Source organism: Leptolyngbya sp. AN02str (assembly GCF_050565595.1).
Lineage (GTDB): Bacteria > Cyanobacteriota > Cyanobacteriia > Elainellales > Elainellaceae > Kaiparowitsia.
Map to the genome: position 1 here is coordinate 1 of NZ_JBNXVR010000050.1, position 26,396 is coordinate 26,396.

At 47.9% G+C, this 26,396-nt stretch carries 24 protein-coding genes and 1 riboswitch; of the genes, 16 read left to right on the forward strand and 8 right to left on the reverse strand.

The window, feature by feature from the left end:
• Nucleotides 1-110 precede the first annotated feature (110 nt).
• From ACQ4M4_RS25075 to ACQ4M4_RS25095, 5 genes are all read right to left on the reverse strand, one after another.
• The gene (locus tag ACQ4M4_RS25075) at nucleotides 111-713 is read right to left on the reverse strand and encodes a M23 family metallopeptidase (RefSeq protein WP_430687215.1); all 603 of its coding nucleotides are present in this window, start codon (nucleotides 711-713) and stop codon (nucleotides 111-113) included.
• Nucleotides 714-872: 159 nt separating this feature from the next.
• A complete protein-coding gene (locus ACQ4M4_RS25080) occupies nucleotides 873-1,511 on the reverse strand; it encodes a cation diffusion facilitator family transporter (protein WP_430687216.1) in 639 nt (212 codons plus the stop codon).
• A gap of 29 nt (nucleotides 1,512-1,540) precedes the next feature.
• Nucleotides 1,541-2,599, reverse strand: coding sequence for a tetratricopeptide repeat protein (locus ACQ4M4_RS25085; protein WP_430687217.1), 1,059 nt, complete (start codon nucleotides 2,597-2,599; stop codon nucleotides 1,541-1,543).
• A 79-nt stretch (nucleotides 2,600-2,678) separates the two neighbouring features.
• Complete coding sequence (locus ACQ4M4_RS25090) at nucleotides 2,679-3,647, reverse strand: vitamin K epoxide reductase family protein (protein WP_430687218.1); 969 nt, start codon at nucleotides 3,645-3,647, stop codon at nucleotides 2,679-2,681.
• 69 nt (nucleotides 3,648-3,716) lie between these two features.
• Nucleotides 3,717-6,101: a heavy metal translocating P-type ATPase gene (locus ACQ4M4_RS25095; RefSeq protein ID WP_430687219.1), complete on the reverse strand. Its 2,385-nt coding sequence runs from the start codon at nucleotides 6,099-6,101 to the stop codon at nucleotides 3,717-3,719.
• 143 nt (nucleotides 6,102-6,244) lie between these two features.
• Here ACQ4M4_RS25095 and ACQ4M4_RS25100 point away from each other — a divergent pair, with 143 nt between their 5' ends.
• Both ACQ4M4_RS25100 and ACQ4M4_RS25105 read left to right on the forward strand, forming a co-directional pair.
• Entirely contained in the window at nucleotides 6,245-6,646 is a 402-nt protein-coding gene (locus ACQ4M4_RS25100; protein WP_430687220.1) for an ArsR/SmtB family transcription factor, read from the forward strand.
• Between the two features lie 94 nt (nucleotides 6,647-6,740).
• Entirely contained in the window at nucleotides 6,741-7,472 is a 732-nt protein-coding gene (locus ACQ4M4_RS25105) for a ZIP family metal transporter (protein WP_430687221.1), read from the forward strand.
• Between the two features lie 434 nt (nucleotides 7,473-7,906).
• On the opposite strand, the gene ACQ4M4_RS25110 is transcribed toward ACQ4M4_RS25105, so the two are convergent.
• From ACQ4M4_RS25110 to ACQ4M4_RS25120, 3 genes are all read right to left on the reverse strand, one after another.
• The gene (locus ACQ4M4_RS25110) at nucleotides 7,907-8,548 is read right to left on the reverse strand and encodes a hypothetical protein (RefSeq protein ID WP_430687222.1); all 642 of its coding nucleotides are present in this window, start codon (nucleotides 8,546-8,548) and stop codon (nucleotides 7,907-7,909) included.
• Between the two features lie 207 nt (nucleotides 8,549-8,755).
• Nucleotides 8,756-9,886, reverse strand: a complete 1,131-nt coding sequence (locus ACQ4M4_RS25115) for a hypothetical protein (protein WP_430687223.1) — start codon at nucleotides 9,884-9,886, stop codon at nucleotides 8,756-8,758.
• Nucleotides 9,887-9,923: 37 nt separating this feature from the next.
• The gene (locus ACQ4M4_RS25120; RefSeq protein WP_316437200.1) at nucleotides 9,924-10,112 is read right to left on the reverse strand and encodes a CbtB domain-containing protein; all 189 of its coding nucleotides are present in this window, start codon (nucleotides 10,110-10,112) and stop codon (nucleotides 9,924-9,926) included.
• A 23-nt stretch (nucleotides 10,113-10,135) separates the two neighbouring features.
• A riboswitch (cobalamin riboswitch) is annotated at nucleotides 10,136-10,278 on the reverse strand.
• A gap of 110 nt (nucleotides 10,279-10,388) precedes the next feature.
• On the opposite strand from ACQ4M4_RS25120, the gene ACQ4M4_RS25125 reads away from it, so the two are divergent.
• The 14 genes from ACQ4M4_RS25125 (at nucleotide 10,389) to acpS (ending at nucleotide 26,269) form a co-directional block, all read left to right on the forward strand.
• Nucleotides 10,389-10,712, forward strand: a complete 324-nt coding sequence (locus tag ACQ4M4_RS25125; protein ID WP_430687224.1) for a YnfA family protein — start codon at nucleotides 10,389-10,391, stop codon at nucleotides 10,710-10,712.
• A 122-nt stretch (nucleotides 10,713-10,834) separates the two neighbouring features.
• The gene (locus ACQ4M4_RS25130; protein ID WP_430687225.1) at nucleotides 10,835-11,923 is read left to right on the forward strand and encodes a multicopper oxidase domain-containing protein; all 1,089 of its coding nucleotides are present in this window, start codon (nucleotides 10,835-10,837) and stop codon (nucleotides 11,921-11,923) included.
• Nucleotides 11,920-13,074: a ZIP family metal transporter gene (locus ACQ4M4_RS25135; RefSeq protein WP_430687226.1), complete on the forward strand. Its 1,155-nt coding sequence runs from the start codon at nucleotides 11,920-11,922 to the stop codon at nucleotides 13,072-13,074. The genes ACQ4M4_RS25130 and ACQ4M4_RS25135 overlap by 4 nt, the downstream gene beginning before the upstream one ends.
• Before the next feature lie 7 nt (nucleotides 13,075-13,081).
• Complete coding sequence (locus ACQ4M4_RS25140) at nucleotides 13,082-13,507, forward strand: ubiquinol-cytochrome c reductase iron-sulfur subunit (RefSeq protein ID WP_430687227.1); 426 nt, start codon at nucleotides 13,082-13,084, stop codon at nucleotides 13,505-13,507.
• Between the two features lie 182 nt (nucleotides 13,508-13,689).
• The gene (locus ACQ4M4_RS25145) at nucleotides 13,690-14,361 is read left to right on the forward strand and encodes a tetratricopeptide repeat protein (RefSeq protein WP_316437195.1); all 672 of its coding nucleotides are present in this window, start codon (nucleotides 13,690-13,692) and stop codon (nucleotides 14,359-14,361) included.
• A 273-nt stretch (nucleotides 14,362-14,634) separates the two neighbouring features.
• On the forward strand, nucleotides 14,635-16,584 hold the full coding sequence (locus ACQ4M4_RS25150) for a hypothetical protein (RefSeq protein ID WP_430687228.1): 1,950 nt from the start codon (nucleotides 14,635-14,637) through the stop codon (nucleotides 16,582-16,584).
• 34 nt (nucleotides 16,585-16,618) lie between these two features.
• A complete protein-coding gene (locus ACQ4M4_RS25155; RefSeq protein ID WP_430687229.1) occupies nucleotides 16,619-17,254 on the forward strand; it encodes a hypothetical protein in 636 nt (211 codons plus the stop codon).
• Nucleotides 17,255-17,279: 25 nt separating this feature from the next.
• On the forward strand, nucleotides 17,280-20,525 hold the full coding sequence (locus ACQ4M4_RS25160; protein ID WP_430687230.1) for a hypothetical protein: 3,246 nt from the start codon (nucleotides 17,280-17,282) through the stop codon (nucleotides 20,523-20,525).
• A gap of 13 nt (nucleotides 20,526-20,538) precedes the next feature.
• The gene (locus ACQ4M4_RS25165; RefSeq protein ID WP_430687231.1) at nucleotides 20,539-21,354 is read left to right on the forward strand and encodes a hypothetical protein; all 816 of its coding nucleotides are present in this window, start codon (nucleotides 20,539-20,541) and stop codon (nucleotides 21,352-21,354) included.
• Between the two features lie 55 nt (nucleotides 21,355-21,409).
• Complete coding sequence (locus ACQ4M4_RS25170) at nucleotides 21,410-22,528, forward strand: hypothetical protein (protein WP_316437190.1); 1,119 nt, start codon at nucleotides 21,410-21,412, stop codon at nucleotides 22,526-22,528.
• A 2-nt stretch (nucleotides 22,529-22,530) separates the two neighbouring features.
• Nucleotides 22,531-23,256 carry a hypothetical protein gene (locus tag ACQ4M4_RS25175; protein WP_316437189.1) on the forward strand — a complete coding sequence of 242 codons (726 nt, stop codon included), beginning with the start codon at nucleotides 22,531-22,533 and terminating at the stop codon, nucleotides 23,254-23,256.
• Between the two features lie 16 nt (nucleotides 23,257-23,272).
• Complete coding sequence (locus ACQ4M4_RS25180) at nucleotides 23,273-24,949, forward strand: TrbI/VirB10 family protein (RefSeq protein ID WP_316437188.1); 1,677 nt, start codon at nucleotides 23,273-23,275, stop codon at nucleotides 24,947-24,949.
• Nucleotides 24,946-25,683, forward strand: coding sequence for a hypothetical protein (locus tag ACQ4M4_RS25185; RefSeq protein WP_430687232.1), 738 nt, complete (start codon nucleotides 24,946-24,948; stop codon nucleotides 25,681-25,683). Before ACQ4M4_RS25180 ends, ACQ4M4_RS25185 begins: the two co-directional genes overlap by 4 nt.
• Nucleotides 25,684-25,870: 187 nt before the next feature.
• The gene (gene acpS / locus ACQ4M4_RS25190) at nucleotides 25,871-26,269 is read left to right on the forward strand and encodes a holo-ACP synthase (protein WP_430687233.1); all 399 of its coding nucleotides are present in this window, start codon (nucleotides 25,871-25,873) and stop codon (nucleotides 26,267-26,269) included.
• The last annotated feature ends 127 nt before the right edge of the window (nucleotides 26,270-26,396 follow it).

The window sequence follows — 26,396 nt, forward strand, 5'->3', positions numbered from 1 at the left end:
ACATCGGCAAGCTCGTGCAAGGTTTTTGAGAGGTTTTACACTTTTTCTTTGCACTTTAGCAGACTTGATCTCGCTTGAAAACTAGGCACTGTAAACCTTTGCTGCTTTTTTCAGCAAACCCTAAGTATCCAATACAAATGGGGTCCTGTTGTGCGTCCTGTCATGCCAACCCGTCCAATACGAAACCCTGCTGGGATTAGTTGACCTTGCTGGAGCTGAATGCTTCCCTCTGGATCAATAAGAAATGGTTGCCCTTCAATGACTTCAACATATCCGCTCATATGACAATATTTGTGTGTCCACTCTCCAGATTGAATGACGGCTGATGTTCCACAGTTAGTATTGTCAGATACTTCAATTACCTGTCCACTCCACCAATTGCGAACGTAGCTTCCTTCTGGAGCAGCCATATCTAGCCCATAATGAAATTCGCTTTCTGTAGAACCATCTGGTGAACTTCGGATTCCAAAAGGAGATGTGTATGCTTGAAAGTTCTCCAATGGAAAGGAAGCATTTTGCCAAATATCATCTGGGTCAGATTGTTGAGTTAAAAAATACTTTTGTGAGTGAGGGATCTGGCGTTGTGATGAAGGGCTTGTTTGTTGGGTTGAGGAGACGTTCTTCGATAAAGCTTCTAGATCAACTTTATTGAGAGAGCTATCAACGATTCCCACTTCTGCTACTACAGGTTTGAGGGGAGTTTTGAAACTCATAAGACTCAGAAGCACAAACAATATGAACCCGATTATGAAACACAAATAGCGTATTCGTAAGATTCGCCAAGCTTGATGATTGCACCGAAAGATAATTTTCATCCCTTAGACTCGACATTGCTTCACAAACGAGCTACTTTGATAGCTTCTAGATTAGTATCAACTCAACTTAGTTCTGAGAGTTTTAATACTGCCTTGCAGCAGAAGTAAAGCATTCGCAAGGATTAGTAAGACAACAAGTATACTGGCAATCGCGTCAGCCCAGAACCAATTCAACAAGAGAACTGATAAAGATGCAAATAAAAGGCTAATAGAGTTGGCTGCATCTGCGATCGCATGAAGAAATACACCCCGTATATTTAAGCTATGATGGCTCTCGTTATAAAGTAAAGCAGCATTGATTCCTTTCACCACAAATCCCAAGACTGCCATTATGAGTAAGGGTAGCCCTGTACTAACCTGTGGATTTTGAAACTGCTTAATCGCTTCCCAGCTAATGAACACAGCGATTCCCAGCAGAAGTAAACTGTTGATCAACGCCGACCAAGCTTCTAAATGGCTTGGATTGGGGTCTACCGGATTGGATGAACGACGATTTAAAACAGCTACTACTAAAGCAACAGCAATTGCCAAGACATCAACCATCATATGTCCTGAAACGGCAAGTAAGGATAGGCTGTGAACCCAAAGTCCAACAATCAACTCTGCCAGGAAAAGTCCACTCCGCATTCCCAACACGATCCATAGGAGCTTGATGGGTTGTTCTTTTCTTTCACTTGAAAGTGTAGATGCGTACATGGCAGGGCAGGTGCTATTGGGGGTGGGTGTCAGCTATTTTCTTGCAGTTCACGTAACACGGCTTCAACGATCTGAACTTGTTCAGCATTGTTTTGCTGTTGATAAAGATTGAGGGCTTGTTCTAGAGCCTCAATTGCTTCTGGGATTCGCCCACGATCGCGCAGTGCAAGTCCTAAGTGATAGTAGGAGCTGGCATCTGTAGGAGCTAGTTCAATCACTTGTCGATGTTCAACAATCGCCATCAATGTGTCTTGCTGCTCCATGAGAATGTCGGCAATTGCTTTTCGAGCATCTACTAAGTCTGGTTGCAGAGCCACTGCTTCTCGATATGCTTGTAATGCTTCCTCCACATTGCCTTCAATTTGCAAGATTCTGCCAATCTGCACATGGATCATACCGCTCTCTTCTGGTTCCATGTGAGCCGCACGTTCAAAAGCTTCCAGGGCTTCCGGTGTACTTCCTTGATTAAGCCAAGCAATGCCTAAACTAAGCTGAATTGCTCCTTCCTGCGGGTCTAATTCTGCTGCTTTCTGGAGAACCTCGATCGCTTCTGCAAACCGTTCTTGTTGGATGAGCAGAATCCCAATAGATCGATAGGCGATCGCGTTGTTAGGTGCAATTGCAATTACTCGCTGAAATGCTGCCAATGCACCATTAGAATCTTGTTGACGCAGTAATACGACTCCTAACGCTAAGTGGGCATTGAGGTTATTGGCATCAAGTTCAGTCGTGCGACGATAAGCAGCAGCGGCTCCAGCATTGTCGCCCAAATTAGCCAAGTTATATGCCAATGCATGATGAAAGTTAGCGTTATTTGAATCTAGGGAAATTGCCCGTTGAAAAGCGGTTGCTGCTTCCTGGAAATTACTTTGCACCGCTTGCAGATAACCGATCGCGGAAAAGATTTGGGGGTTTTCCTGATCCAAGCTTGTAGCATGTTGATAACGTAATAGCGCTTCAGAGAAGTTGCCTTCATCAACAAGCTGGCGACCTTGATCAAATAAATTATTCAACTCACGGTTGGCTTCAGATTCACTTAGTGATTGTCCTGATGAATGCGCTTGAGCAACTTGTGGTGTAGTTACCATAATGCTGCCCAGGAGCAACAGTTCTGTTATTAATACCTGACGTTTGAATACAATCACTCCTCGCATCAGTAAACACTCCCTAATACTCTTCCGATACATTCTTGAAATTTTTCGATCCTTGATACCCAGATAATTGGGCTAATTCTTCAAGAGATTTCTCACCGCTGGGCAACTTCTGACCGTTAATTTCCCAGGTTGGATAGCCTTGAATCTGTTGTTGTTGGCATTCAGGCATTTGCCCTCGCCCATCCGGTGTAGAACATTCAACATAAGTGATGTATTGAACAGCTTCTTTGCCAAAGAGTTGCTTCTGTTCATGGCAGTGAGGGCACCAGAACGCACCATAGAATATGGCTCCAACTTGGGTTAAATGCTTTGCCAATGCAATTTCTGATTCACCAGAGGTTGTCGTAATTTCAAAACCACCAGGAGTTGGTTGTTCAGTTCCAGACTCGGTGAGTGTTGGGTTGTTGACATTCGCATAAACTCCTAAAGTACCAACCAAAACAATCACTGCAACCATGATTCCGCTAAAGGCAAGTTGTCCAATATCCTGCCACTCTCGCCCAATTAAAGACAGGATGAACAAGCTAGTAGAAAGGATTGCAGAGGCAACGCAGTACACACAAACTGCTTTAATTTCAAACGCCAGTAAATACATCAAGTAGAAACTAAAGACCATCATGGCGGTGCTGCCCAGAAACAGCAGCAGCCCTGTCCAGGTTTCTAAAGTGTCAGCAGCTTGCTTTGGTTTGGAGGAGTCAGCCAGTGAGGAAAGCTTTGAAGGTTTGAAAATCAGAGGAGCGATCGCAAAGACAACGATGCTAGCGTAGGCGAGGAATCCAAACAGTGCTAACGGTAAACCGAATACAGTTGCATAGGGGCTGGAAAGCACAATGTCACAGCCACTTGTTGGGCAAGCCGCTTCGTTACCAGCTAACTTGCTATAGGTCAGATAAGCAGTAACGACGGCTCCGATCGTGGCAAGCCCCGCCATGATGAGACGTGACCAGCGATGAATCCAGGGAGTAGGACGTTTGCGTGGCATAGTTTCGATTGAGATAAATAACTCTAGGATGAATATTGGTTGAAAACTTCGGTTGTTTTAGCGAGACTCTTACTTCAGTACTCGTGTTGCATTGAGAATTGCTAGTAGTGCCACACCGACATCTGCAAACACAGCTTCCCAAAGGGTTGCCACACCAAGCGTACCGAGGATAATGAATAGTCCCTTTACTGCCATCGCTAAGACAATATTTTGCACCACGATTTTGCGGGTTTTTCTGGCAACTTGAATGGCTTCCGCAACTTTAGAGGGTGCATCAGTCATAATCACGACATCAGCCGTTTCAATAGCAGCATCGGAACCCAACCCACCCATTGCCATTCCAATATCGGCTCTAGCAATAACCGGCGCATCATTGATGCCATCTCCCACAAACACAACCTTGCCTTTACCCGATCGCCTCAACAATTGCTCAATGGCATCGACTTTGTCTTCGGGTAGCAGTTCCGCTTTGTAGCCGTCTAAACCTAAACGACGAGCAACCCCTTGCGCCACGACTTCGTTATCGCCGGTTAGCATCACTGTTTGCTCAACGCCGACCTGTTTTAGATCTCGAATCGCCTGAGCGGCATCTTCTTTAACTTCATCAGCAATTAGAATGTAACCTGCATAGCGTTGATCGACCGCCAAATGCACAACAGTTCCTTCTACATTACAAGTGTCGTGATCAATGTTTTCTCGATGCAGGAGGCGATCGTTTCCGGCAATGACCACTTGATTCTGCACGACTGCCCGAATGCCATGTCCCGCAATCTCTTCATAGTCAGTTACCTCTGCATCATTGATGGAGTGACCGTATGCTTCCCGAATCGACTGGGCAACAGGATGGCTGGAGTGAGATTCGGCTTTGGCTGCTAGGGTTAGCAATTCTGACTCTGAAAATCCATTTTTGGTGACGACCTGTGTGACTTTGAAAACACCTTGAGTTAACGTTCCAGTTTTATCAAAAACAACGGTTTTAACCTCAGTCAGGGCATCAAGAAACGTTGAGCCTTTGACGAGAATGCCTCGTTTAGCCGCCCCACCAACGCCACCAAAGTAACCCAGTGGAATGCTAATCACTAACCCACACGGGCAGGAAATCACTAGCAACACAAGAGCGCGATAAATCCATTCTTGGTGAGTGGCACCGGGAATTAGTAAGGGGGGAAGGAGTGCAACCAACAGGGATAGCACAACGACAATTGGCGTGTAGTAGCGGGCAAACCGGGTGATGAATTTTTCGGTCGCGGCTTTTTTACTGGTGGCATTTTCGACCAGATCGAGAATCTTGGCTATCGAAGATTCTCCAAATAGCTTGGTGACTCGAAGGGTTAGTACCCCTGTCTGGTTGATCATGCCTGCTAAAACGGTTTCCCCAACCTTAACCGTGCGTGGAACAGATTCCCCTGTCAATGCCGAGGTATCCACTTGAGAATTTCCCTCTAACACTTCACCATCGAGCGGAATTTTTTCTCCTGGCTTGACGAGAATGAGGTCTCCAACTTGAACCGCTTCGGGTGAAACAGCCTTAACTGAACCGTTTACTTTGAGATTGGCAGTATCCGGACGCACTTCCAGCAATGCCTTGATGGAGCGGCGCGATCGCCCCACAGAATACTCCTGAAAAAGTTCTCCGACCCGATAGAACAGCATGACAGCGACGGCTTCAGGAAGTTGGTGAATGGCGATCGCCCCCACTGTTGCAATGGTCATCAAAAAATTTTCGTCTAGCCATTGCCCTCTGAGAATGTTGCGCCCCGCCGCTTTCAGCACCGTCCAGCCGCTGAGTAAGTAGGCAGGGATAAAGACAGCATATTCGCCTACACTGTACGGCGTGTTATGCAGAGGTTCCTCAAAAATTATTCCTCCTGCTAAAAGAGCGACAACCAAAAGCACCGGAGCGATTTCTCTTTTAAGATTAAATTCACCAGAGCTATGCGTATGTCCGTGATCAGGGTCCTGATCGGGATCAGAGCCGTGCAATTCTGTAGGTTGCTTTGGCGTAGGCGTGATGACGGTGTAACCTAGAGCCGTGATGTGCTCCTGAAGGGTTCTTTCATTGACCTGCTGAGGATCGTAGTCAACTCGTACCTTACCCGTACTAAAGTTGACAGTTGCTTCTGTAACCCCAGCTAATTTTTCCAGAGATGTCGAAATTTTATCGACGCAGGAAGGACAATCCATACCGCCGACCATGATATCCATTGTTTGCTTTGATGCGGGTTGTTCAATGGCTGCGGTATATCCCAAACTCACGACTCGGTTTTTGATGTCTGCTTCTGTGATCTGTTGTGGGTTGTAGGAGATGGTCAGACGCTCTGTTACAGCACTGACCGACACCTCAGCCACACCTGCTAAGCGTTCCAAAGCTGTTTCAATTTTCGCCGCGCAGCTTGCACAGTCCATGCCACTGATCTGCATTTGCTGAGTTTTGAGCGATGGCGTTTGAGTCATATGGATTGCCAAAAACTGGAATGTTTTCCAAATTGTAGATCAATTTCAACAAATATATGAAAGATTATTCAGATATAGAATGATTCTCAGTTTCACCTTTATAATGAGGTTGAAGGTGATCCTGTTCATAGAAGGTCTATTGAATGACTCAACCCATTCAAGCCGCAGAATTTACTTCGGATCTTGGGTCTGCGCCACAGTGCGAACAGCATTGCCCGATCCATCTTGACCAGATCCGGCAGTTGCAGCCAGAAATGCTGCCTTTGGAGCGGGCACAGCAAATGGCAGAGTTTTTTGGCACCTTAGCCGATCCCACCCGATTGCGCTTACTCTCGGTTCTGGCAACGCAGGAGCTATGCGTGTGTGACTTAGCCACCGCGCTAAAAATGAGTGAATCTGCGGTGTCTCATCAGCTTCGCGTTCTGCGATCGCAGCGTCTTGTGAAATATCGAAAAGAAGGACGCAATGTTCATTACAGCCTTGCCGATAGCCATGTGATCAATCTATATCGAGAGGTGGCAGAGCATCTTGATGAAATGGATTAACGAAAATATGATTTTTCTGCCTGAGGGAGCTTGTTCGATGTTGCTGACCTCTCTAGGCTTGGGCTAATTCTTCGATGGCGAGGCACAGCAGGATATGAATGAGTTCTTAACCGTGCTGGCATTTGCGGCATTACCTGCGCTGGGCAATTTTGCGGGTGGGATACTTGCAGAATTTATCACTGCATCCGATCGTGCCCTCAGCTTGGCACTTCATGCTGCCACAGGAGTTGTAATTGCCGTCATCTCTCTGGAGCTGATTTCACAGTCCCTCCAGGTGGATGCACCGTTAATGACCGTCTTTTCATTTGTGGCAGGTGGGCTTTTCTTTGTTGCAATTGATCAAGTCACACAACTGGTTAAAACTCGGTTTGGCAGTGGTGATGTTAATGTTGGACCCTGGATGATTTTTTTAGGGGTGACGATCGACCTGTTTACCGATGGGGTGATGATTGGAACAGGTTCAACGATCGCCACTGAGTTAGGATTACTGCTTGCGTTAGGTCAGATTCCAGCGGATGTACCAGAAGGATTAGCTACCATTGTTGCCTTTAAGCGACAGGGCGTTCCCCGTCGTAAAAGGTTTCAGATTGCGGCGGCTTTTGTGATTCCTATTTTTGTAGGAGCAACGATCGGCTACTGGTGGATGCGCGGACAATCTGAGCTAGTCAAGATGGCGTTGTTGACCTTCACGGCTGGAATTCTCACGACCCTGGTTGTGGAGGAAATTATCCCAGAAGCCCATCAAGACGGTGAAGCCCGGTTTGCAACGCTGCTCTTTTTAGGTGGTTTTGCGCTGTTTGGGCTGTTGTCAGCGTTTCTAGGGTAACTTAGCCTTTGCCGTTAGATAACATTAAGAACCCAAAGGAACATAACACCCAAGTAGACCAAAAGAATACTATCGAAAGCAAAAACTTGCCATCGCTTAAATCCATGTTCTCGAGAACCCCAGTGGAGTAAGGCTGCATAGATAGCAGGCACCAGTGCAACAAATGCCAGGTTGACCGAAAATAGCTGTACATCTTGAATAGGTAAGGTCGCCAGTGCCAGGGAAAAAATGCAACGGTTAGTGAAACATCGCAGAGAAGGGCGTAATGTTTATTACAGTCTGGCTGATCAGTATATTATCAGCCTTTACCAAGAAGTCTCTGAGCCTTTACCAAGAAGTCTCTGAGCATTTGAAAGAGGTGAAGGATTAATCGCAAACAGAGCTGATTGCATTGGCAAATTTTGACTGCCGCAACAATTCTCAGACTCAGGCATTTAACGCTTTGTAGCTCTCCGCTGACGTAGAGCAATACTGACTGCGCCAATTATTAGAGCAATCGCTCCCAGCCCAATCAGTCCTTTTCCTAATGCATCATTTGGGATTACAGATGTTGTATCTCCTGAGGAATCAGATGTCGGACTGTGAACTTGAGGAGTTGTCTGGGATTGAGGAGTGGGTGTGGTAGTTGCGGGTGATTTGCCTGTGGCAACGGTGACGGTGTAAGTTAACTCAAATGGTTGAAAACTTGCACCTGCTCTGGGTCTACCTGTCAGCTTAAGTTGATATTGCCCTATTTGTGGAAATATAACTTCTGCTCCGGGAATTCCTTGATAATTATCAGCTGCGATCGCTTGTAGTGGGGGTTCCAATATCGGTGCTGCATTCGTTGTGTTTCCCTCATAGACGGTTAGCTGACAATCACACTGTTCCAAAGGAACAATCGCACCACCTTGTTGTGTTAGAGCAACCCACACTTGAGCGGGTTCTCCTGCTTTGGGGCTATGATTAGGCTCTATATGCCAAGTTCCAGCAACGTTGCCCGAAACCTCAGTTTTATGAGCATTGGCAGGCAAGACTAGGAGAAAGATGGTGAGGAAGAAAGCGATTGCACTACTGGCATTATGTTGGCGATGCATAAAACCGCTCCAATCTAAGCAATGACTAGAACCAGGCGGACGTTATGTTCGTTGGATTGGGGACAGAGCCATAAGGCTTCCAGAAACCGTTTCATAGGCTGACTCAGCAATGACCAAAACCATTGCTTACGAATAAAGAGTATCAGTAGAGCAATGGTTCTTAGATTAACTGGGTTGTTAGACGGCTTAACTTTAAGCGTAGGCAGTTTAACGACCAAACAGGACAACTGGACGAGAAGACTGTCGATGTAACCAAACGCCAGCTAACAAACTTAGAACAAAAATTCCTGTGTAGTAACTGAGCGAGATAAACCGAATATAGAGAGGAGGTGCAATTCCTTCGACTTCTACTTCGTGGCTCACCCGTAATGTCAAACTATTAGGAGGTGCAATTTCTGCCACAACTTGATGAGGTGCGCCATCGAAAAATTGCTCCTTCCAAGTTAAGTTACCCTGGTTGTTTGTTCTGCCGTAATAGGCAAACATCTGTTTATTATCCTCAAGCGCAATTGCTTCCACATTGACAATAATGTCTGCTTCGGGATTGCCAGTTTTCGCATTGACAACTTGAATGGTTTGGCTTGCAAGCTGTCCGACTATTGCCTGCTGATCGCCCGACAAACGAATCTCAAAATCTTCTGATTTCTGTACAGGTGAAGCTGTTACAGATTGCATTTCCCCATGACTATGAGCAGATGCAAGTTCCGCATTAATATTGACAAATAAAAGAACCGCGATCGCAACAACTGTAGCAGCACTCAGCAGTAGTCGTATGGGTTGAGGCGCAACCTCACCGTCTTGAACTGTTTGATCACCTCCAATTACCCAGCCGCTAGCGACTCCAGCGATCATTAGAATGCCAATCAAAATGGCAGCATTTCTATACTTCGTAGTCTTTTCAGGCACCGAAAGCTGCAACGATTGCTCGAATGGCTCAAATGCACCCGCGACAAGAGGTTCTACTTGAGCCTTGAGAGTGTAGTTTCCCCGAATTGGCATCACTTGTTCAAACTCTAGTTTCCCGCTAGGAGCTTTTGCACTGAGTTCGAGCAATTGAGTTCCTTCCACAACTGGGAAGTCAGAGGTGAACCAAGGGGTTTTGACAGGGGTTGAAAGTTGTAGTTGAAACTGCACATTTGATAAGGGCTGCCCCGTTGCATCAACTGCTTGCAACGCAACCCGAACGGGCGCTTCGTCAGGAACCACTTGGCTCAAAAACGGTTCAGTCTGCAACAGCACACTAGGCTGAGACGCACGGGAAGGAAGAGGATTAAACCAGAGGAATACACAAATAAGGCTGGCTGCTAAAGCCACGCCAACATACTTCAAATTTTTCATGACAAATTCTCTAAGTCTGGATCACACTGTAATGACTTTAATGACAGGCAACTGCCGCCGTACCATGTCGTGTCGTGTGCAAAGCATCATGTACAGGCGGATAGGTACTGAAATACAGCGTCCAGAGAATAAGCGCACATAAACTAGTCAGCAAAGCCACCTGAATCGGAACTGAAAGCGTAACTTGTTTGGTGCGTCTCCAAAGAGAAGTAGAACTAACCATCATCTGTACCTCGCAGATTAATTGACTTATGGGACTAAGTATCGGCGGGCATCCTGGCTTAGAGTGTTGATTCTCCTCACAGTTGCGGGACAGCGGTAGATTTGCACTACTCTTTCCCCCTCGCGTCTGGCGGCTGCTCCCCGTCAGAACCGATTGCTTCAGGACTATACAACAGTTTTATGATCTTGATGAGAAAAATTTAGAATTCTTCAGTACTGATGCGATCGCTGTTTGGATTTACGCTGGGGCTAACCCTTCGGCAGTGAGGACTTGAAGACTATGCTCCGCTCCCTTTTCTATTTTGTGTTATCTGGTTTATGCGAAATTGGTGGCGGATACCTTTTCTGGCAATGGATACGCGAAGGAAGGAGCGTCTGGCTTGCATTAAGTGGAATCGTTTTACTCACAGCTTATGGCTTTGCTGCAACCCTTCAACCTGCAAACTTTGGTCGAGCCTATGCTGCCTATGGTGGAATTTTCATTATCCTTTCCATCATGTGGGGCTGGCAGGTAGACAGAATTGTGCCTGATCGCCTGGATTGGGTCGGAGCCGCCATTGTCTTAGTGGGTGTTCTGGTGATGATGTATGCACCCAGAGCTTAATAGTTTCTCTCTACTAAAAGTATGAGTACTTGCTAGCCCACCTCACTTACAAACTTTAAAGGCTAAAGCCGATCAAAGTGCGCTAATTTGTGAAATTATGAAAGAAATATGAAAAGAAAATCATGGCTTTGAGCTTCAAGCGGCGATCGCTCATTGGCGGTGGTGTATTGGGTGTTGGGACATTGCTGGGTAAGCTTCTGCCTGGTAGTGTCTTTGCCCAAACTCCTACGTCTGCGGACACTAGTACACCTTCAGGTCGTTCTGTGCCAGTGCATGGAGGCAGTATGACGATGGGAGATGTAGACAATTTCCGCAATGGGTTTGATCCACAGGCGATCTTGACGGATTGGGAGGTAGGAAACGTCTCGCAATTGCCTGATGGCAAGACTTTACGAGAGTTTGAGGTATCAATTGCAGAACAGGAAGTTGAAATTGCCCCTGGAGTCGTTTATCCTGCCTGGACATATAATGGGCGGGTTCCGGGTCCCACGCTGCGCGTGACAGAAGGCGATCGCATCCGGATTCGCTTCAAAAATCCAGGTGTTCATCCCCACACGCTTCATTTTCACGGTATTCACTCAGCGCGGCAGGACGGGGTTCCGGGTACGCTCGAAGCATTTCCCGAACAGGAAGTAGTGTATGAGTTTGATGCCAAACCCTTTGGCTGTCACCTATATCACTGTCACTCTGCGCCATTTAAACGACACCTGCACAAGGGACTCTACGGCGCGTTTATTATCGATCCTGACCCTCAACGACATCCTGACCAAGCAGAAAAAGCTCAGTCTCGGTTACTCGGCACTCCGCAAAATGCCAGGTGGCAAGAGTTTCTGATGGTGATGAATGCGTTTGACACTAATTTTGATGACGAAAACGAATTCTACGCTGTCAATACGATTCCGCATGAATTTATGAAACGCCCGATTCGGATCGAGCGCGATCGTCCAGTGAGAGTGTATTTAATTAATGTCACTGAGTTTGACCCGATCAACTCTTTCCATCTCCACGGCAACTTTTTTGATTACTACGACCACGGCACTACATTAATACCAACCCTACAAACGGTTGATACGGTCATGCAATGTCAAGCCCAGCGAGGCATTTTGGAATTTACATTCCAGGAGCATGAACCAGGCATTTATATGTTTCATGCTCACCAGTCAGAATTTTTGGAACTGGGTTGGATGAGCGCATTTGAGGTGGTGGCATGAGAAAGACGTGGCTCTGGATTATCTTGCCGCTCGTTGCACTGGCGATCGCAATTGGAGTGTTTCTCTCTAGCAATCCACTTGAACCCTTGGGAGTTTCAGCCCCTCCGATTGAGAAGTTAACCGTAGAGCGAACGCTGCTCGACGATCAAGGCATCTCTTTATTTGTGAGAGCCAGTGGTTCAGAACCGATGCAAATTGCCCAGGTTCAGGTTGACGGAGCCTACTGGAACTTTACCCAAACGCCACCGGGAGAATTACCCCGATTGCAAACAGCTTGGATTAAATTGCCTTACCCCTGGGTACGTGATGAAACGCATCACATCCGGTTCATCACTAATACGGGAATCGGGTTTGACCATGAGATTGCTGTTGCGGTACCCACACCCCAAATTTCGTTGAGTCGCATTTTGGCGTATGCGCTGCTGGGGCTATATATAGGAGTCATGCCTGTCGCGCTGGGAATGTTGTTCTACCCAGCCCTCAAGCAGTTGGGCGGGCAGGGAATGAAGTTCATTCTGGCACTAACTGTTGGCATGTTGGCATTTCTACTTGTAGACACGCTGGAAGAAGGATTAGAACTGGCAACTCAGTCGGCAAGTGCCTTTTCTGCCAGTGCGCTGGTTTGGCTTGTTGCTATCACCTCGTTTCTGGCGATTTTGGCGATTGGTAGACGAGATGGCAAGTCTCCAGAAGGGAAGGCGCTTGCAAGTTATCTAGCCTTAGGAATTGGCTGGCATAATTTGGGAGAAGGCTTGGCAGTCGGCACTGCCTTTGCAGCTGGAGAAGCGGCGCTGGGTTCGCTTTTAGTCGTCGGGTTCACCCTGCATAACATCACAGAGGGAATCGGAATTGCTGCACCTCTGGTTGATGCCCGCCCTAAATTTAGGACATTCCTTGGTTTAGTTGCCCTAGCAGGACTGCCCGCCGTAATTGGCACTTGGATTGGAGCCTTTACCTTTTCGCCTCACTGGGCAGCCGTTTTCTTAGGAATTGGGGTTGGAGCAATCTTGCAAGTAATGGTGGAGGTTGGAGCCTATCTGATCCGAACGGCTCATCGATCAGGTAGCAATTGGCTTTCTATGGTCAGTCTGATTGGATTTAGTTTAGGTCTAATCGTCATGTATGGAACTGCGCTTCTCGTTAATTTCTAAAAACTTCATGGATCGCCGAACTTTCTTTAGATGGATAGGACTGGGATGGCTAACCAGCACATTGCTGCCGATTCTGGTAGCCTGCGACTTCAGACGCATTGCTGCCAAGCCACGTTCAGACGGCTTTGTGGCAGTTGGCAACATGTCTGAGTTGGATCAATCCGCAGGCAAACTGCAAGTTCAAGTCAGTGATACTCAACTCATCGTGGTGGGTAATGCTTCTCAGTCCCAAAAAATTGGGGCGTTCAATCCTACCTGTCCCCATGCTGGGTGTAGTGTGAAGTGGGAAACTTCCCAGAGCCAGTTTGTTTGCCCCTGTCACGGATCTGAGTTTGACTCGCGTGGACGGGTTACTCAAGGTCCAGCCGCGAAAGAGCTAGCGGGTTACCCCGTTAAAGTTGAGGGTCAATCAATTCTTGTCAAGCTGAATTAGAATCGGTGAGTTTTACCGTCATTAAGTACATCGTCTCTTAGATAATATTTTTTCAACCTGTGAGAGTTGGTCGCTGCTATGGTGGAACTGAATGGTCAGCGACTGTTGTAACCTTGGCTGGAGACAGAGCCATGCAAGATTGAAACAGAGCTAGCTTAAAATCTCCGTGTGGTAGAGGCGAAATGATTTACAGAGTCAAGCAATTTAGCATAGTCCTGATCACCCTGATATCGATCGCTGGGGTTGCTCTCAGTACTCAGAAGACGCAGGCTGCTGAATCAACACAGGCTGAAGATTCGTTCAGACAAGCTTCAACACGTTTGCAGCAAGGAAACTTTCAAGGAGCGATTCAGGCTTTTGACCAGGTCATAGAACTTAATCCTGATTATATGGAAGCCTACTGTGAGCGTGGTCTTGCCTATGCGCTTTTGGGAGACTACCAGGAAGCGATTGAGGGATTTCGTCGAGCTATTGAAATCGATCCAAATCATGTCGATGCTTACGCTCGCTGGGGAACTGCGCTTGCGAGTGTTGGAGATCTACAAGGGGCAATTGAGAAATTTGATGAAGCCTTACAGCTCGACTCTAATTTTGTCGATGCCTACTATAACCGGGGTTTGGCTTACTATAGTCTCAACAACTTCGAGCGCGCGGTTGAGGATTTTACACAGGTTATCCAACGTGATTCAACATTAGCTCAAGCGTATGGTCGCCGAGGTTTGGCTTACAATGCTTTGAACAATCGTTCCGCAGCCATTTCAGATTTACAACAAGCGGCTACTCTCTTTCAGCAACAAGGTGATCAGGTTGGCTATCAACAAACACTTAGTTTAATTCAGATTATTCAACGATAGCTAGAAAAATTAACTGACTAAGCAGCTAAACCAGTCAATACTGAACTGGTAAGTTTATTGTGACCTTGTAGAGTCCTTACAAGCTTTGGGGTTGTACTCCCGTGGCGATAGACCTCAATCATTTACTCTTGCTCCAATTTAGTATTCAAGAATCCTTTGCTAATCGTAGCCAACTGGATACTCAACAAATCGCCATTCGGTTTAGGAAGCCTGAGCGATCGCCTTGTTAGGGTGGCAACTACAGCAACCTTAACTTGTGTTCCAGGGCTGCCTATGGCTACCAAAACACCTACCCGACCCAAGCAGCGGCAGAGTACCCAGAAGCGATCCTGGCAAAACCTGACCGATCGCCGCAAACTCCGCCATCTTGAAAACACCCTGGATAAAGCGATCACCAACGCCCTCCAAGAGGGAGGCATTGAGTCTCATGAGGACTTCAAGGCTTATGTGGAATCATTCAGTGAGCGATCGGGCAAGGCTCCCATCACGGTTGAGCTTTGTGAGGGTGGTGGCAATGATGATGAAATTCGAGGCTACCGCTTCTATCTCACCAGTGACCCCAGCCAAAGAACCAGCGGCAAGTATTTGATCAAAAACTTGGAAGGCGTTACAGACAAGGATGAAAACTACTTTACGCCCTCCAACATTGCTGAAATGCTTGGGTTTGAAGAGGCAGAATTTGATGATCTGGATGCCGACTTGGACGATGCTCTTGATCTCGATGATGACTTTGATGAAGAGCCAGATGAGGATTTAGACACGCTACTAGATGCCGATTTAGATGATGAGTTAGATGAGTTAGGGGATGAGGAGCTTGCTTTGCCTACGACAGCTAAACATCAAGCTAAAACGTCACCGAAAGCTCAGAGTAGAACTCAATCCAAGACGCAGGTTCAAGGCAAAGCTGGTAAATCCAATCATCGAGACTTCCGCTACCGCGACCCAATGGAGGAAGCGTCGCGGCTCAGTGCTTCGGCTGCGGTAAATGGACGCGAAACCAATGGAGTGAATGTGGCAGGGCTGGCAGGACAACTGGCAACTCTGGGCATTGTGGTTGGGCAGGGAGTGTTAGAAAACCTGGCAGATCAGGATGACGAGGAACGGATTGAACGAATCGTCCGAGAACTTCAGCGGCAGAATGAGCAGGTTGATCATCTAACCAGCCGTTTCCAAGAGGCAACAACCGGGCGCTCAACGGTAGTACCATCGGTGGAAACAGAACCAGATGCGGGTGAAAATCCTCTAGCAGATGCGGCTGCAACAGTGGGGAGTAAGGTAGACACCCTAGGTGTAAAGCTAGACCCCACTTACAAAGCGCAACCCCTGGAGATCGATCGAGAAGCCAGCATTAGCGAACAGCTTGACCAGATTGAGGCATATCTGAAAGGGCTATCCAAACGGCTTGACCGTTTAGAAGTGGTGGTGAGTCGTTTGGAGAAGCAAATTGCAGAACAAACCAATTCTTCAATGGTTGAGCCGGAGGTGGATACAGAAGAAAGTCGGGCTGCGGTACCTGCACAAGCGATCGCAGAGTCCAAAGTGCTGGAACAACTTATGGCGCGACGAGCTGATCCTCAACAAGTTTCTTGTGCAGAATCTTTGGTGGGCTTTGCCAGAGTTACTAAGGAACTTTCGGATGATGCTGATCAAGAAGGAATTGCGATTTCCAGTAACAAAACTCTGCGGATGGATGAGCAAGGGAATCAGGTAGCGATTGCCCTTAACAACAACCAGGGCAATACCCTTTTTGCAGGCAGCCGCACCGATGGGCAGTGGGCGATCGCGGAAGATCACCTCAGTTCTGATGAGAAAGCTACTATTGCCAAACTTCCTCAGTCCAAGCAGGAATACGCCACCAAAGCCAGCGCCCAAGCATTGATTGCCACCTTCCAGGAACGCTTATCAGAGCGATTCAATGGGGAGGCTGAACCTATATTCACCTGGACAGAGCAGGGCAAAGCCAAGTATGAGTTTGAGGTTGTGACGTTACCGAATGGGACTCAGTTGCTACAGGGGTTTGACCCGAACCACAAGGATGAACAGGTCTTGGATGCCATGTTGGTGCCTGGTCAATCACCAGACATCCTGCATTGCAGTATTCCAATACGAGAGATGGAGTCAGCCATCAATGAGCAGATACCTGAACAAACGGATGAAAAGCATCTGAATCGCCGTTCTGGTAAAGCGTCTACCAAACAGAACCGCGAAGAATTACAAGTTTAATTAACAGGCTGGATCAGCATTGATGAAGGAACCGATGATGCAAACCATTAAAACTCCCATTGCTAAGTTTCACTCAACTCAATTACGTCGTCGCTCGACTCAACAATTGGGGCATTTCAACCTTACTAAATCTGATTTATTGTTCATTGGACTTTGTGTGGTTGTTGTTATCTATTTGTTGATTAAAGAGCCGTTGCTCATAACGATTCTGGGTTGTGCCAGTGTGGTATTCCTCAGTCTCTGGCATTTGATTAAGGCAGTACCCATTCTAGAAAAATACCTGGGTGCCAAAATTCGTTTCTGGCATATTGCCTCACTCATTATTGCGATTACGGCACTGCTCAATACCTTTGCTGCACCTGCCCAGGCTATTTTTCTCAGTGGACTAGAACAGTTTTTTGTCACCTTAGCTCAGCAAAGTTCACAGGCAGGTGGAGGCACTGCCACGCTGGATGCCAATGTGATTGGGCTAATTTTCAACTTGATTCGGGGAGTGTTTTTGTTGCTGGTTGCGGCTGCGTCACTTTTTGCTTACAACCAGGCGCAGCAAGGAAATGACTGGCGACCGATCGTAACCCAGGTAGGACTGGCATTTGCGATCGTCATTGCGATTGATGTGGTCACGTTTATCTTCGTAGGAAATGGCACAGGAACTACTGCTGGTGGTTGATTTGGCAAAGTGAATTGGAATAGCTATGGAACGGGATTTCAATCGAGAATTCATTAAAGTCAATCGAATCTTAGGTAAGCAGGCGAGTATTGGTCCAATTCCGGCAGATCAATTGGGTCCCTGGGTTGCCATTATTGTTCTTTGCTATGTCATCACCAATGGATTCCTTAGTTTGGGTCTGGGTTGGTTCTTTGGAGCATCATTCTGGTTGATTGCGAGCTGGTGGATTCTGACGGGAAACCAACCCCATCAATTTCTCGATCGCTGGCGTAATCCGCCGGGAACCGAGTGGTGTAACGGCAACAATATCTATGTTTCGCCTATTCCAGACCATAGACCAACCTGGATTCGCAAACGTTATGGTGATGCACGGGTCAACATTCGGCTGAAACCAGTGCAAGTGCCCAATCAGTATGGAGGCAAAAGTACGTTTATGCCATTCCAGAATGAAGTCAATATCTGCTGTATTGCAGAAATCAAAAAAGATGATCGTGAAGTGACTGCACTGTTGCTAGAGAAAGGTAAATCTCAGTATCAGCTTGTGTTTGGATTTCGTATTGCTGGACTGCACGATGTGCTGTACGACAGTGAGGTGAATGCGTTTGCTCATGCGATTGAAGAAGGGATGAAAGAGTTACCGATCGGGGAACGGATTACCTTCTGCACAGGTTGTTCAAGTGATGATGCAGCGCGACAAGAAGAACTGTCTACCCTGGCAGAAGAATGCCAATTAAAACCTGTTTCTGTGCTGACTCGCAATGAGCAATTACGAGTGCAGCAACTTGCTCAGGGAGGGACGCGGCAGACCTGGAATCAACTTGCTTTTTGTACCTGGACGAGTGATGACGAAGCAGGTACGCAACACAAAGATTTGGTTGGCGGACTGATCGAGCGGTTAAGAAAAACGGGTTCCTGGGTAGTCGAGCAGATTACAGGAAATAAGCGGGTTTATCAAGAAGCATTTTTCAAAAAGCTTTTACTACAGGGGTTTCAACAGGGGTTTATTCAATGGGAAGTCTTGCTCAATACTAAAGTGGGACTGGAGGTAACGCCCTGTAGCACAGCAGATCTGTGGCAGTGGCTCTGGAGCCGATTTAATCAAGGCGTTGCGCCTCCCATTCCGCAGGTCATTACTTTAAAGGAGACAGAAACCGGACTGGAACTGACCGAAACTGTGACGACGGACAAGCACCTGTGTACATTGCTTGTTGAAGGAACCCAAGGGCGTGCTGCTTGCCCAGAGCATCGCGGTGATCATGATCGGATTTACCTGACGGGAAGGGGTAAGGTCTGCGGTGTGATGACGATGACCGATCCGCCGATGGGCTGGACGAGTACCAGAGAACATTTGAAATGGGTCTGGAAAATTCTCTCTTCGAGCTATGTGCATGATACTGAAGCCTGGATTGAGATTAGCCGTGGCAACGACTTTTTTATTCAGGACAACCTGGCACGGCAGGCAAAGCAGTCCAAGGCAGCTCGCACTATTGCGGTTACGAAGGGGCAGGGGCGAGATGTCGGAGCTGAAATGAAGCAGGAAGAGTCCTTTGAGGCACAGCGCCGTCTCTATGAGGGTACGAAAGCGCTACACTGTGCGCCAGTCTTTTTGGTCTATCGCAACAGTGCTGAGGAGCTAACCCATGCCTGCAATTTGCTGGCGAACAGTTTTGAAACGGCGAAGGTGATCCGGGAGCGTCATATTGCCTGGGAAATCTGGCTCCAGGCATTACCGATTACTTGTAAGCGTCTGCTGCATGGCAACAACCTGAATGAGCGCCGATTGACCCTCGATACGCATACAGTGGCAGGAATTATACCCCTGACGATGCCGAAGGATATCGATCAATGCGGTGTAGAGTTTTTGACCGGACGCGGCGGCAAGCCGATCTACATTGACTTGTTTCATCATCAGATTGGACGGGCGCTGATTACCGGAACATCAGGTTCAGGAAAGAGTGTATTGGGCTGGCGATTTGCTATGGAAGCTCTAGCAAATAACATTCCAGTGGTCGGGATGGATATTTCTTCCAGTGGTAATAGCACATTCAAAACAGCGATCGAACTCTTAGGCGATCAAGGAGCGTATTACGACATTTCCAGTGGTAGCAGCAACCTGTTGGAACCTCCTGATCTACGCCGCTTTGATAAGTTGGAGCGCGATCGCCGCATGGAGTCCTGGAAGGACTTTATTCGCCGTGCATTGAGTGCGATCTCAATGGGAAAGATCCATAATCCTCATTTGGCACAACGGGTAGATGCGTTGCTGATCAGAGCGTTGGAGGTCTTTCTGCGTGACCCAGAAATCATTACTCGCTACAATCGGGCATTTGAAATGGGTTGGCGATCGCCCGAATGGCAACAGATTCCAACCTTGCCAGACTTTATCAAATTCTGTACCCGTGAGCGGTTAAATCTCCGCTCGTTTGAGGATCTGGATCGACACTCACTCAATCAAATTCAGAGCCAGGTGAGTGCGTTGCTGGCTTCACGATTGGGCAAGGCGATCGCCCGTCCCAGTACTTTCTCACCTGAACCTGCGATCAAATTCTTCGCCCTCAGTGGTTTGACCAATGAACAGGATGCTTATCTGATGGCAATCAATGCTCATGCTGCCTGTATCCGCAATGCACTTTCCCATCCCCGCAGCTTGTTTATTGGGGATGAGCTATCGGTGTTGCTTCGCAGAGATGGATTTGCTCAGATTGTCGGAGAAACCTGCGCAACAGGACGTAAAGACGGTATTGCCGTGCTGCTGCTCTCTCAAGATCCAGACACCATTTGCGAGTGTTCAGCCGGTTCGCAAATCATGCAGAACATTAATTACCGAATTACTGGACGCATTACCAGCAGCGGTATCAACTCTTTTCAACGGTATCTTGGCTACCCCCCTAACATCATCAGTCAGAATGCCACAGAAGCTTTTTTGCCGCGTAGCAGTGATCTCTACTCTTGCTGGTTGTTGGAACTGGGTGGTCGCTTCTGGAGGACTCGTTTCTACCCCGGTGAATTAATGCTTGCCAGTGTTGCTAACAATCAGGATGAACGCGAGGCGCGCGATCGGGTCATGGCGAGCTATCCTCCCACTTCCAAAGGCAGGCTACTAGGGTTAAAAGCCTTTGCGGATGAATACATTCCGGCTTTGCGGGAAGGTAAAGGGTTTAGTCATATCGGGCAGGGTTTATCTGTAGAGAAATCGGAGCGATCGCCTCACCAGAAGGATTATCCCAGTGACCCTGCTGAACATGATCAACGCTCACTTATTGCACGTTAAGGAGGTATAAACTATGCGACTCAAGTGGATGACAATTCGACTCATGATGCTGTTTCTAGTCGTAGATGCTGGATCTGTGAATAGTCCGGCATTTGCACGCACTCAAGATACGGGCAAAGACCCGGTTGAGGCAGCAATTCGGGATCAGGTCAATGGCAGCACTGTCTACGTATCAAATACAGACAATCAAATTAATGATTTCTTGGGAGATGTGCAAAACTTTGTGCAAAATGATTTACTGAGTCCGGTTAACAATTTAATTCAATCGACTCTGGGTGCGTTTCAGGTTCCAGATCTATCTCAGATCTGGAGTCAAATTATGGGTGGTTCAGCCAGCCGCGATCCGGGTGCAGTTCTGTCTGAGACTTTAGAGAATAAGACGAATGGGCGCAGTTCCTATGGCATTCGTGAGGATCTGAGAAAATATGCTGCTAGAGCCACGGCTACAGGAGTAGCGGATCAGTCCACCTTGAGTCAGGCAGCACAAACCCAGATGGCTCAAGTACGGCAAGCAACGCAGCAGAACACGCAGGAAAGTGTGCGTTTGGGTGAAGAATCCCAGGGTTTGGACGTGACTCAACGGATTATGCAAAACCTCTCTCAACAGACTGCCCTTAATAGCCAAGTCAATGAGCGGGTGTTGCAGGAGGCGCAACAAGCGCGGGTTGATCGAGCGATCGGCAATACATTATCAGCTCAAACGGCAAGTGAACTTTCTGCTATTACCACTGCCGATCGCCGCAAAAATATTTCCGCAGGCAATGCAGCCAGTCAGCAAGGTGGTTTGTTGATGATGCCGGGTGGAGTGACGCTGGGTTCTGATCAATAGCCCACCTCGAAACAATCGTGATGTCTTTAATGGTTTGATTTGACGGCTAATGCTCATGATGCCTCTGATTGCTCAATCCTTTCCAACTACAGGCGGAGAATCCGATGCCCTGGACATTATCACCAGTTCGCTGGAATTGTCCCGTGCCACGGTAGAGTCCTGGAATACGGTCTGGCTAGTAACGCTAGACCCGCTTGCATCTGGACTCTGGATTGGGCTGATTCAATTGGGCATTACGCTGGGAGCTGCCAGCATTCTGTTTATTGCGATGACTACAGGTAAAGACATTATCGATAAGCAGTCCTGGTCAGAGCTAGCCTCAATCTTCGTCTGGCCGTTGGTAATTATGATTTTCCTGGGTGCGAATGGCAATGTTCTGGCAGGCACGATCAAGTTTATCCGGGGCTTTTCCTATACGCAGGTGCAGAATGTATTGCAACTTCAGGTGGGTGAACTGACTTTTCGAGATGCGATTTCCAATGTGACGATCACTGGAATTGCCAAACAACAGCTTGAAAGTCTTTACAGCGAATGTCAGGGCAAAGTTGGTACTGAACTGGTGGAGTGCTGGAACTCAAAACAAGAGCAGGCACAAGCGATCGTGGCTGAAGCAGAGCGACAGGCGCGATCGCCCCTGGAGCCGTTACGTGCGTTTGGTCAGGCGTTATGGAATGCGTCATTGCCTGGTCAAATCAGCACAGCCGTGCGATTAACAACTGACCCTGGTAGCGTATTCCGAGATACTGCAATTCCCATCATCCGGTTTATTCTCTACGCTTTGCAATGGGGATTCGTCAATATTCTGGAAGCGGCACTGTTGCTAACGGCGCTGTTTGCACCAATCGCGATCGGACTCTCACTCTTACCACTCCAAGGTCGTCCGATCTGGGCATGGCTAACTGGATTCATTACTCTGTTCGGGATTCAACTGGGTTACAACATTGTGGTCGGCTTAACCGCCGTTGTGCTGGTTAAGTCTGGAGCAGAGTTGGTGTCGGATGTGGCATTTCTCTTTTTCCTCAGCATCTTTGCACCGGGACTGGCGGTTTTGGTCGCGGGTGGTGGTGGCTTTGCACTCTACAACGGCATTTCATCCAATGTGAAAAGTTTGATCGACATTTTCAGTAATGCGATCGGTACAGTCACCAGCATTGCGCTGATACGACGGGGGTAGCTATGCAGATTAAACGACTTCAAGCTCCACTTCTACCTGAGGCAAAAAACCTGCTGGCAGTGTGCTTCATCTGCTTGACTGCCTTTAACAGCTTGATTTTTGTTTTGACCTTATTCACTGCTTTTCGAGTGAACCGCATCGCCGAACGGAAGACAACCTTTGCTCAGTTGGTGAATGGTGAAACGATTTATGTTTCGGAGCAAGAGCGGAACTGGCGCTATCCATCGGTGATCCAGAAAGTCGTCAGTGATTGGACGACCCTAACCTTCAACTGGGATGAAAAGATTCCTGGCACGAATGAACCCGATCAGGGGATTCGAGTTGGTAGTAACAAACGGATTCCGACCAATGCCTGGTTTGCTTCTCTGCTGCTGGAATCAGAGTTTGCTAAAGCGTCTCTGCCCAAGGTTGCGGAACTGGTTCCTCCGGCGCTTTTTTCGGGGCAGATCCGTAGCACAACGATTATTTCCTACCTGTCAGAACCGCGAGAAATTCGACCTGGCGAATGGGAAGTGGATCTGGTGGCGACGCGGGTGCTGATCGATCGAACGACGGGTAAGGATGAGCGAATTCCTTTCAATCGCACGTTTACGTTGCAGGCGGTTGAAGTGCCGCGATCGCCCCTCGGAGCCGATGCGCCTTTGGTAGAACGCAAAATCTACGAAATGCGTGCTGCGGGATTGCAAATCACCCGAATTGTCGAGTTTAACCCCCAGCAACAGCGGTAGTGCAGCGAGGATGATTATGACGAATGCGAATCGGCAGTTTGAATCCCATGAGTTTGATGAAGTGTCTCAGACACTTTCAAATGCTACTCAGCACCCAAATGGGAATGGTAAAACATCTACAGCTCCTATCCTTACTGAGTTGCAGGATGATGACCTGACCCCAGAAGAGGAACAGCAACTAGCGGGTTTTAATCCCGCAACTCCGCAGTTAATTTCAGAAGAATATCGACTGAAGCAAGACCAGGAAGGTGCAGTAGAGCGTCCACTGGCGGAACGTGCCAGCATTCGATTGGGTTCCGTCGTGGCAGTGGTTGGAACAGTGATGGGAGCCGGAGCCGTCTTGTGGTTTGGCTTTCTTCAACCCCGCCCACCAGCCCGACCAGTTACTCAGTCGCCAAACCCAACCCCGACAACACCTCCAACGTTTGATGAGACGGCTGAACTAAAAAGTCGTCTAGCGTTCCAGGATCAACAGCAACAACTCCAGCCTGAATCTACTGCTAGACCTCAATCTCCAGTCCCATCCAGACCTGTGGCTTCGAGATCAACGGCTCCAGCGCCGACTCCGGCTGCGGTGTCTCCTCCTATCACAGCCTCTCGACCAGACCCAGTGATTGTAAGGTCACCTGTTACTCCACCAGAGAGGATTCAACCCGTCGAGAGAGTTGATCCGTTTCAGCGTTGGGCACAACTGGCAAATGTTGGGCAATTGCGAGTGAGTTCCGGTGCTATGGAGCCTTCGAGAACAGCTTCCAATGATCGACCTGGTGCTCAGTCTAATCCATCTCCATCAGCGACTCAGCAAAACCCGGTTATTCCCGTAGTCTCTATTGGTAGGACAGAAACAGAATCATCAAGCCTGACAACTAGTTCTGATATGGTTCCTAACCCCTTTGGGGTGGCTTCGTCTACAGAGTTGCGTTCCACGTTTAGTGCTGACATGACTCCTGGCATGATTGGCATTCTGAACCGTACTCCAGCAAGCCAACTTGATCAGCGCACCGGCAGCTTAAGCGAAGTCGCACTCGGAACATCCACCAGGGCTAAGGTTATTCTGCCAATGGTTTGGGATGAAGGCGGCAGTAATTCAACGGGTGGTACAGCGTCTGCCCAAGAAAATCGCTTTGCCGTAGAGTTGGTTGAAGATATGAAAGCCACCAATGGCACAGTGGCACTCCCTGCTGGTACGGTTTTGGTGATTCGTACCAGCGCTGTAGGGCGAGGTAATAATTTAGTATCGGCAAGTGCGATCGCCATTGTGTATCGCGATCGCCTTGGTCAAATTCGTCAGCAAACCTTACCTCCCGATAGCCTTCAGATTCGGGGGCAAGACAATCGACCATTAATAGCCCAAAAGCTCAATGATGTGGGACCTGATATCGCTCGCCAAGACCTGTTGACAGGGTTACTCAGCAGCTTGGGTCGGGTGGGAACCATTATCAATCAACCTCGCACCCAGTCCAGCACCACCACATCGGGAGGTAACTTTAATCAGAGCGTGATCACTTCGAGTGCTGAACCTCAGATTTGGGCGGCTGCATTGGAAGGTTTCTTTAATCCCATTGCTGAACGGCTATCTCGCCGCTCTGACCAAACGATGCAAGAACTCTTGCAACGACCCAATGTGCAGTTTGTTCCTGAAGGAACCGAAGTTTCTGTGGTAGTCAATAGTTTTTTGAGGGTAGACCGATGAGACGATTGCCTGCTTCGACCTTAGTCAGCACAGCATTATTGATTGGTTTGGTATCTCCTGGGCTGCCAGTTCAGGCACAAACGTCAGCCTATCAGGTCGTCGATCGCACCAGAGCGACCACCAGTGCGGTTCAAGTTCAAGTTGCTCCTGGACGGGCAACTTCGATTAGTTTTAGCCAGACCGATGAAACGATCTCCTATATTCTGTTGGCAGATGCCTCACGAGTAGTCTACAGCACTGATGCTGAGTTAGAGACTGGGCGGGCAAAGACTATTTTCCTGAGAGTGATTCAACCGCTTCGCTTTCCGGGAGCTACCACTGCGCCTGTAACCAACCTGATGGTACAAACGGTAGATGCTAGGAGGCAGAATCGGCTCTACACGTTTGATATTGTTCATAGCAGCAGTCCACGTTATGTCGGTGTTCAGATTTTGCCTGCGATCGCCCGTTCACAAGCTTCTCCCGCTGTTGGCAACCTTAACTTGACCCCTGACAGAATTCAAACCGGGTTAAGCATTGCCATTATGCGAGGCTACACGTCGATTGATGATCCCGTTGTTGCCAAAGTTCGACAACTTCTAGAACTGATGCGAACTGAAAATATGACAGCCTCAGAGGCAGCTCACTCAGTTGGGATTTCGTTGGAGGTACTTGCAGAGCTGGGACAGCTTGCCCAAGAAGGTCAACCTTCTTTGCCCATTCGGGAAACTTCAACATTAAGAACTGTGTTTTAGGCAAGCTTTCGATAATCGCTTCCACAAAGACTTGCTGAAGGTATTCGTGAATCAACTTCCACGATGATTTTATTCTATCTAAAGTTTTAAGAGCTATCAGAAGTAAAAATAGGTACCCGTCATCTGAGAATTTGTTTAGAGTGATAGGCGACATGCAATTTAGCGTCACTCAGAGGAAGGTTCTCAGGTGAGTATTGTTGGTCATGGAATCGATATCGTTGAGATTGCTAGATTCAAAGCAACTTTGAATAGGAAGCAGAGCCAGTTTGAGTCTCAATGCTTCACAGCCTTGGAATGTCAAATTGCAGATGATGCAGGTGTGAATCGCGTTGCCTGTCTTGCAGGTCGGTTTGCTGCTAAGGAAGCAGTGCTTAAAGCAATGGGGACTGGATGGAGCCAAGGTATAGCTTGGACAGATGTGGAAATTCAGAGATTGGAGACCGGCTGCCCAAGCGTAGTCTTATACGCGAAAGCTAAGGAAATAGCTGACCAGCTTGGCATTGCTACATGGCTTATAAGCATCAGCCATGAGGAGTCATATGCAGTGGCAAGCGCGATCGCACTCAGATCAGACGCAACCCGTTAAGCTGAGTACTAATACTTAGAGCTTATTGCGGTTAACGGTTTCAGTAGAGGCTTGACATTTCATCGACCAGTTGAGTAAGATAATCTTACCGAAAAGCGTAAGATTATGGTACTATATGGAAGTTGAG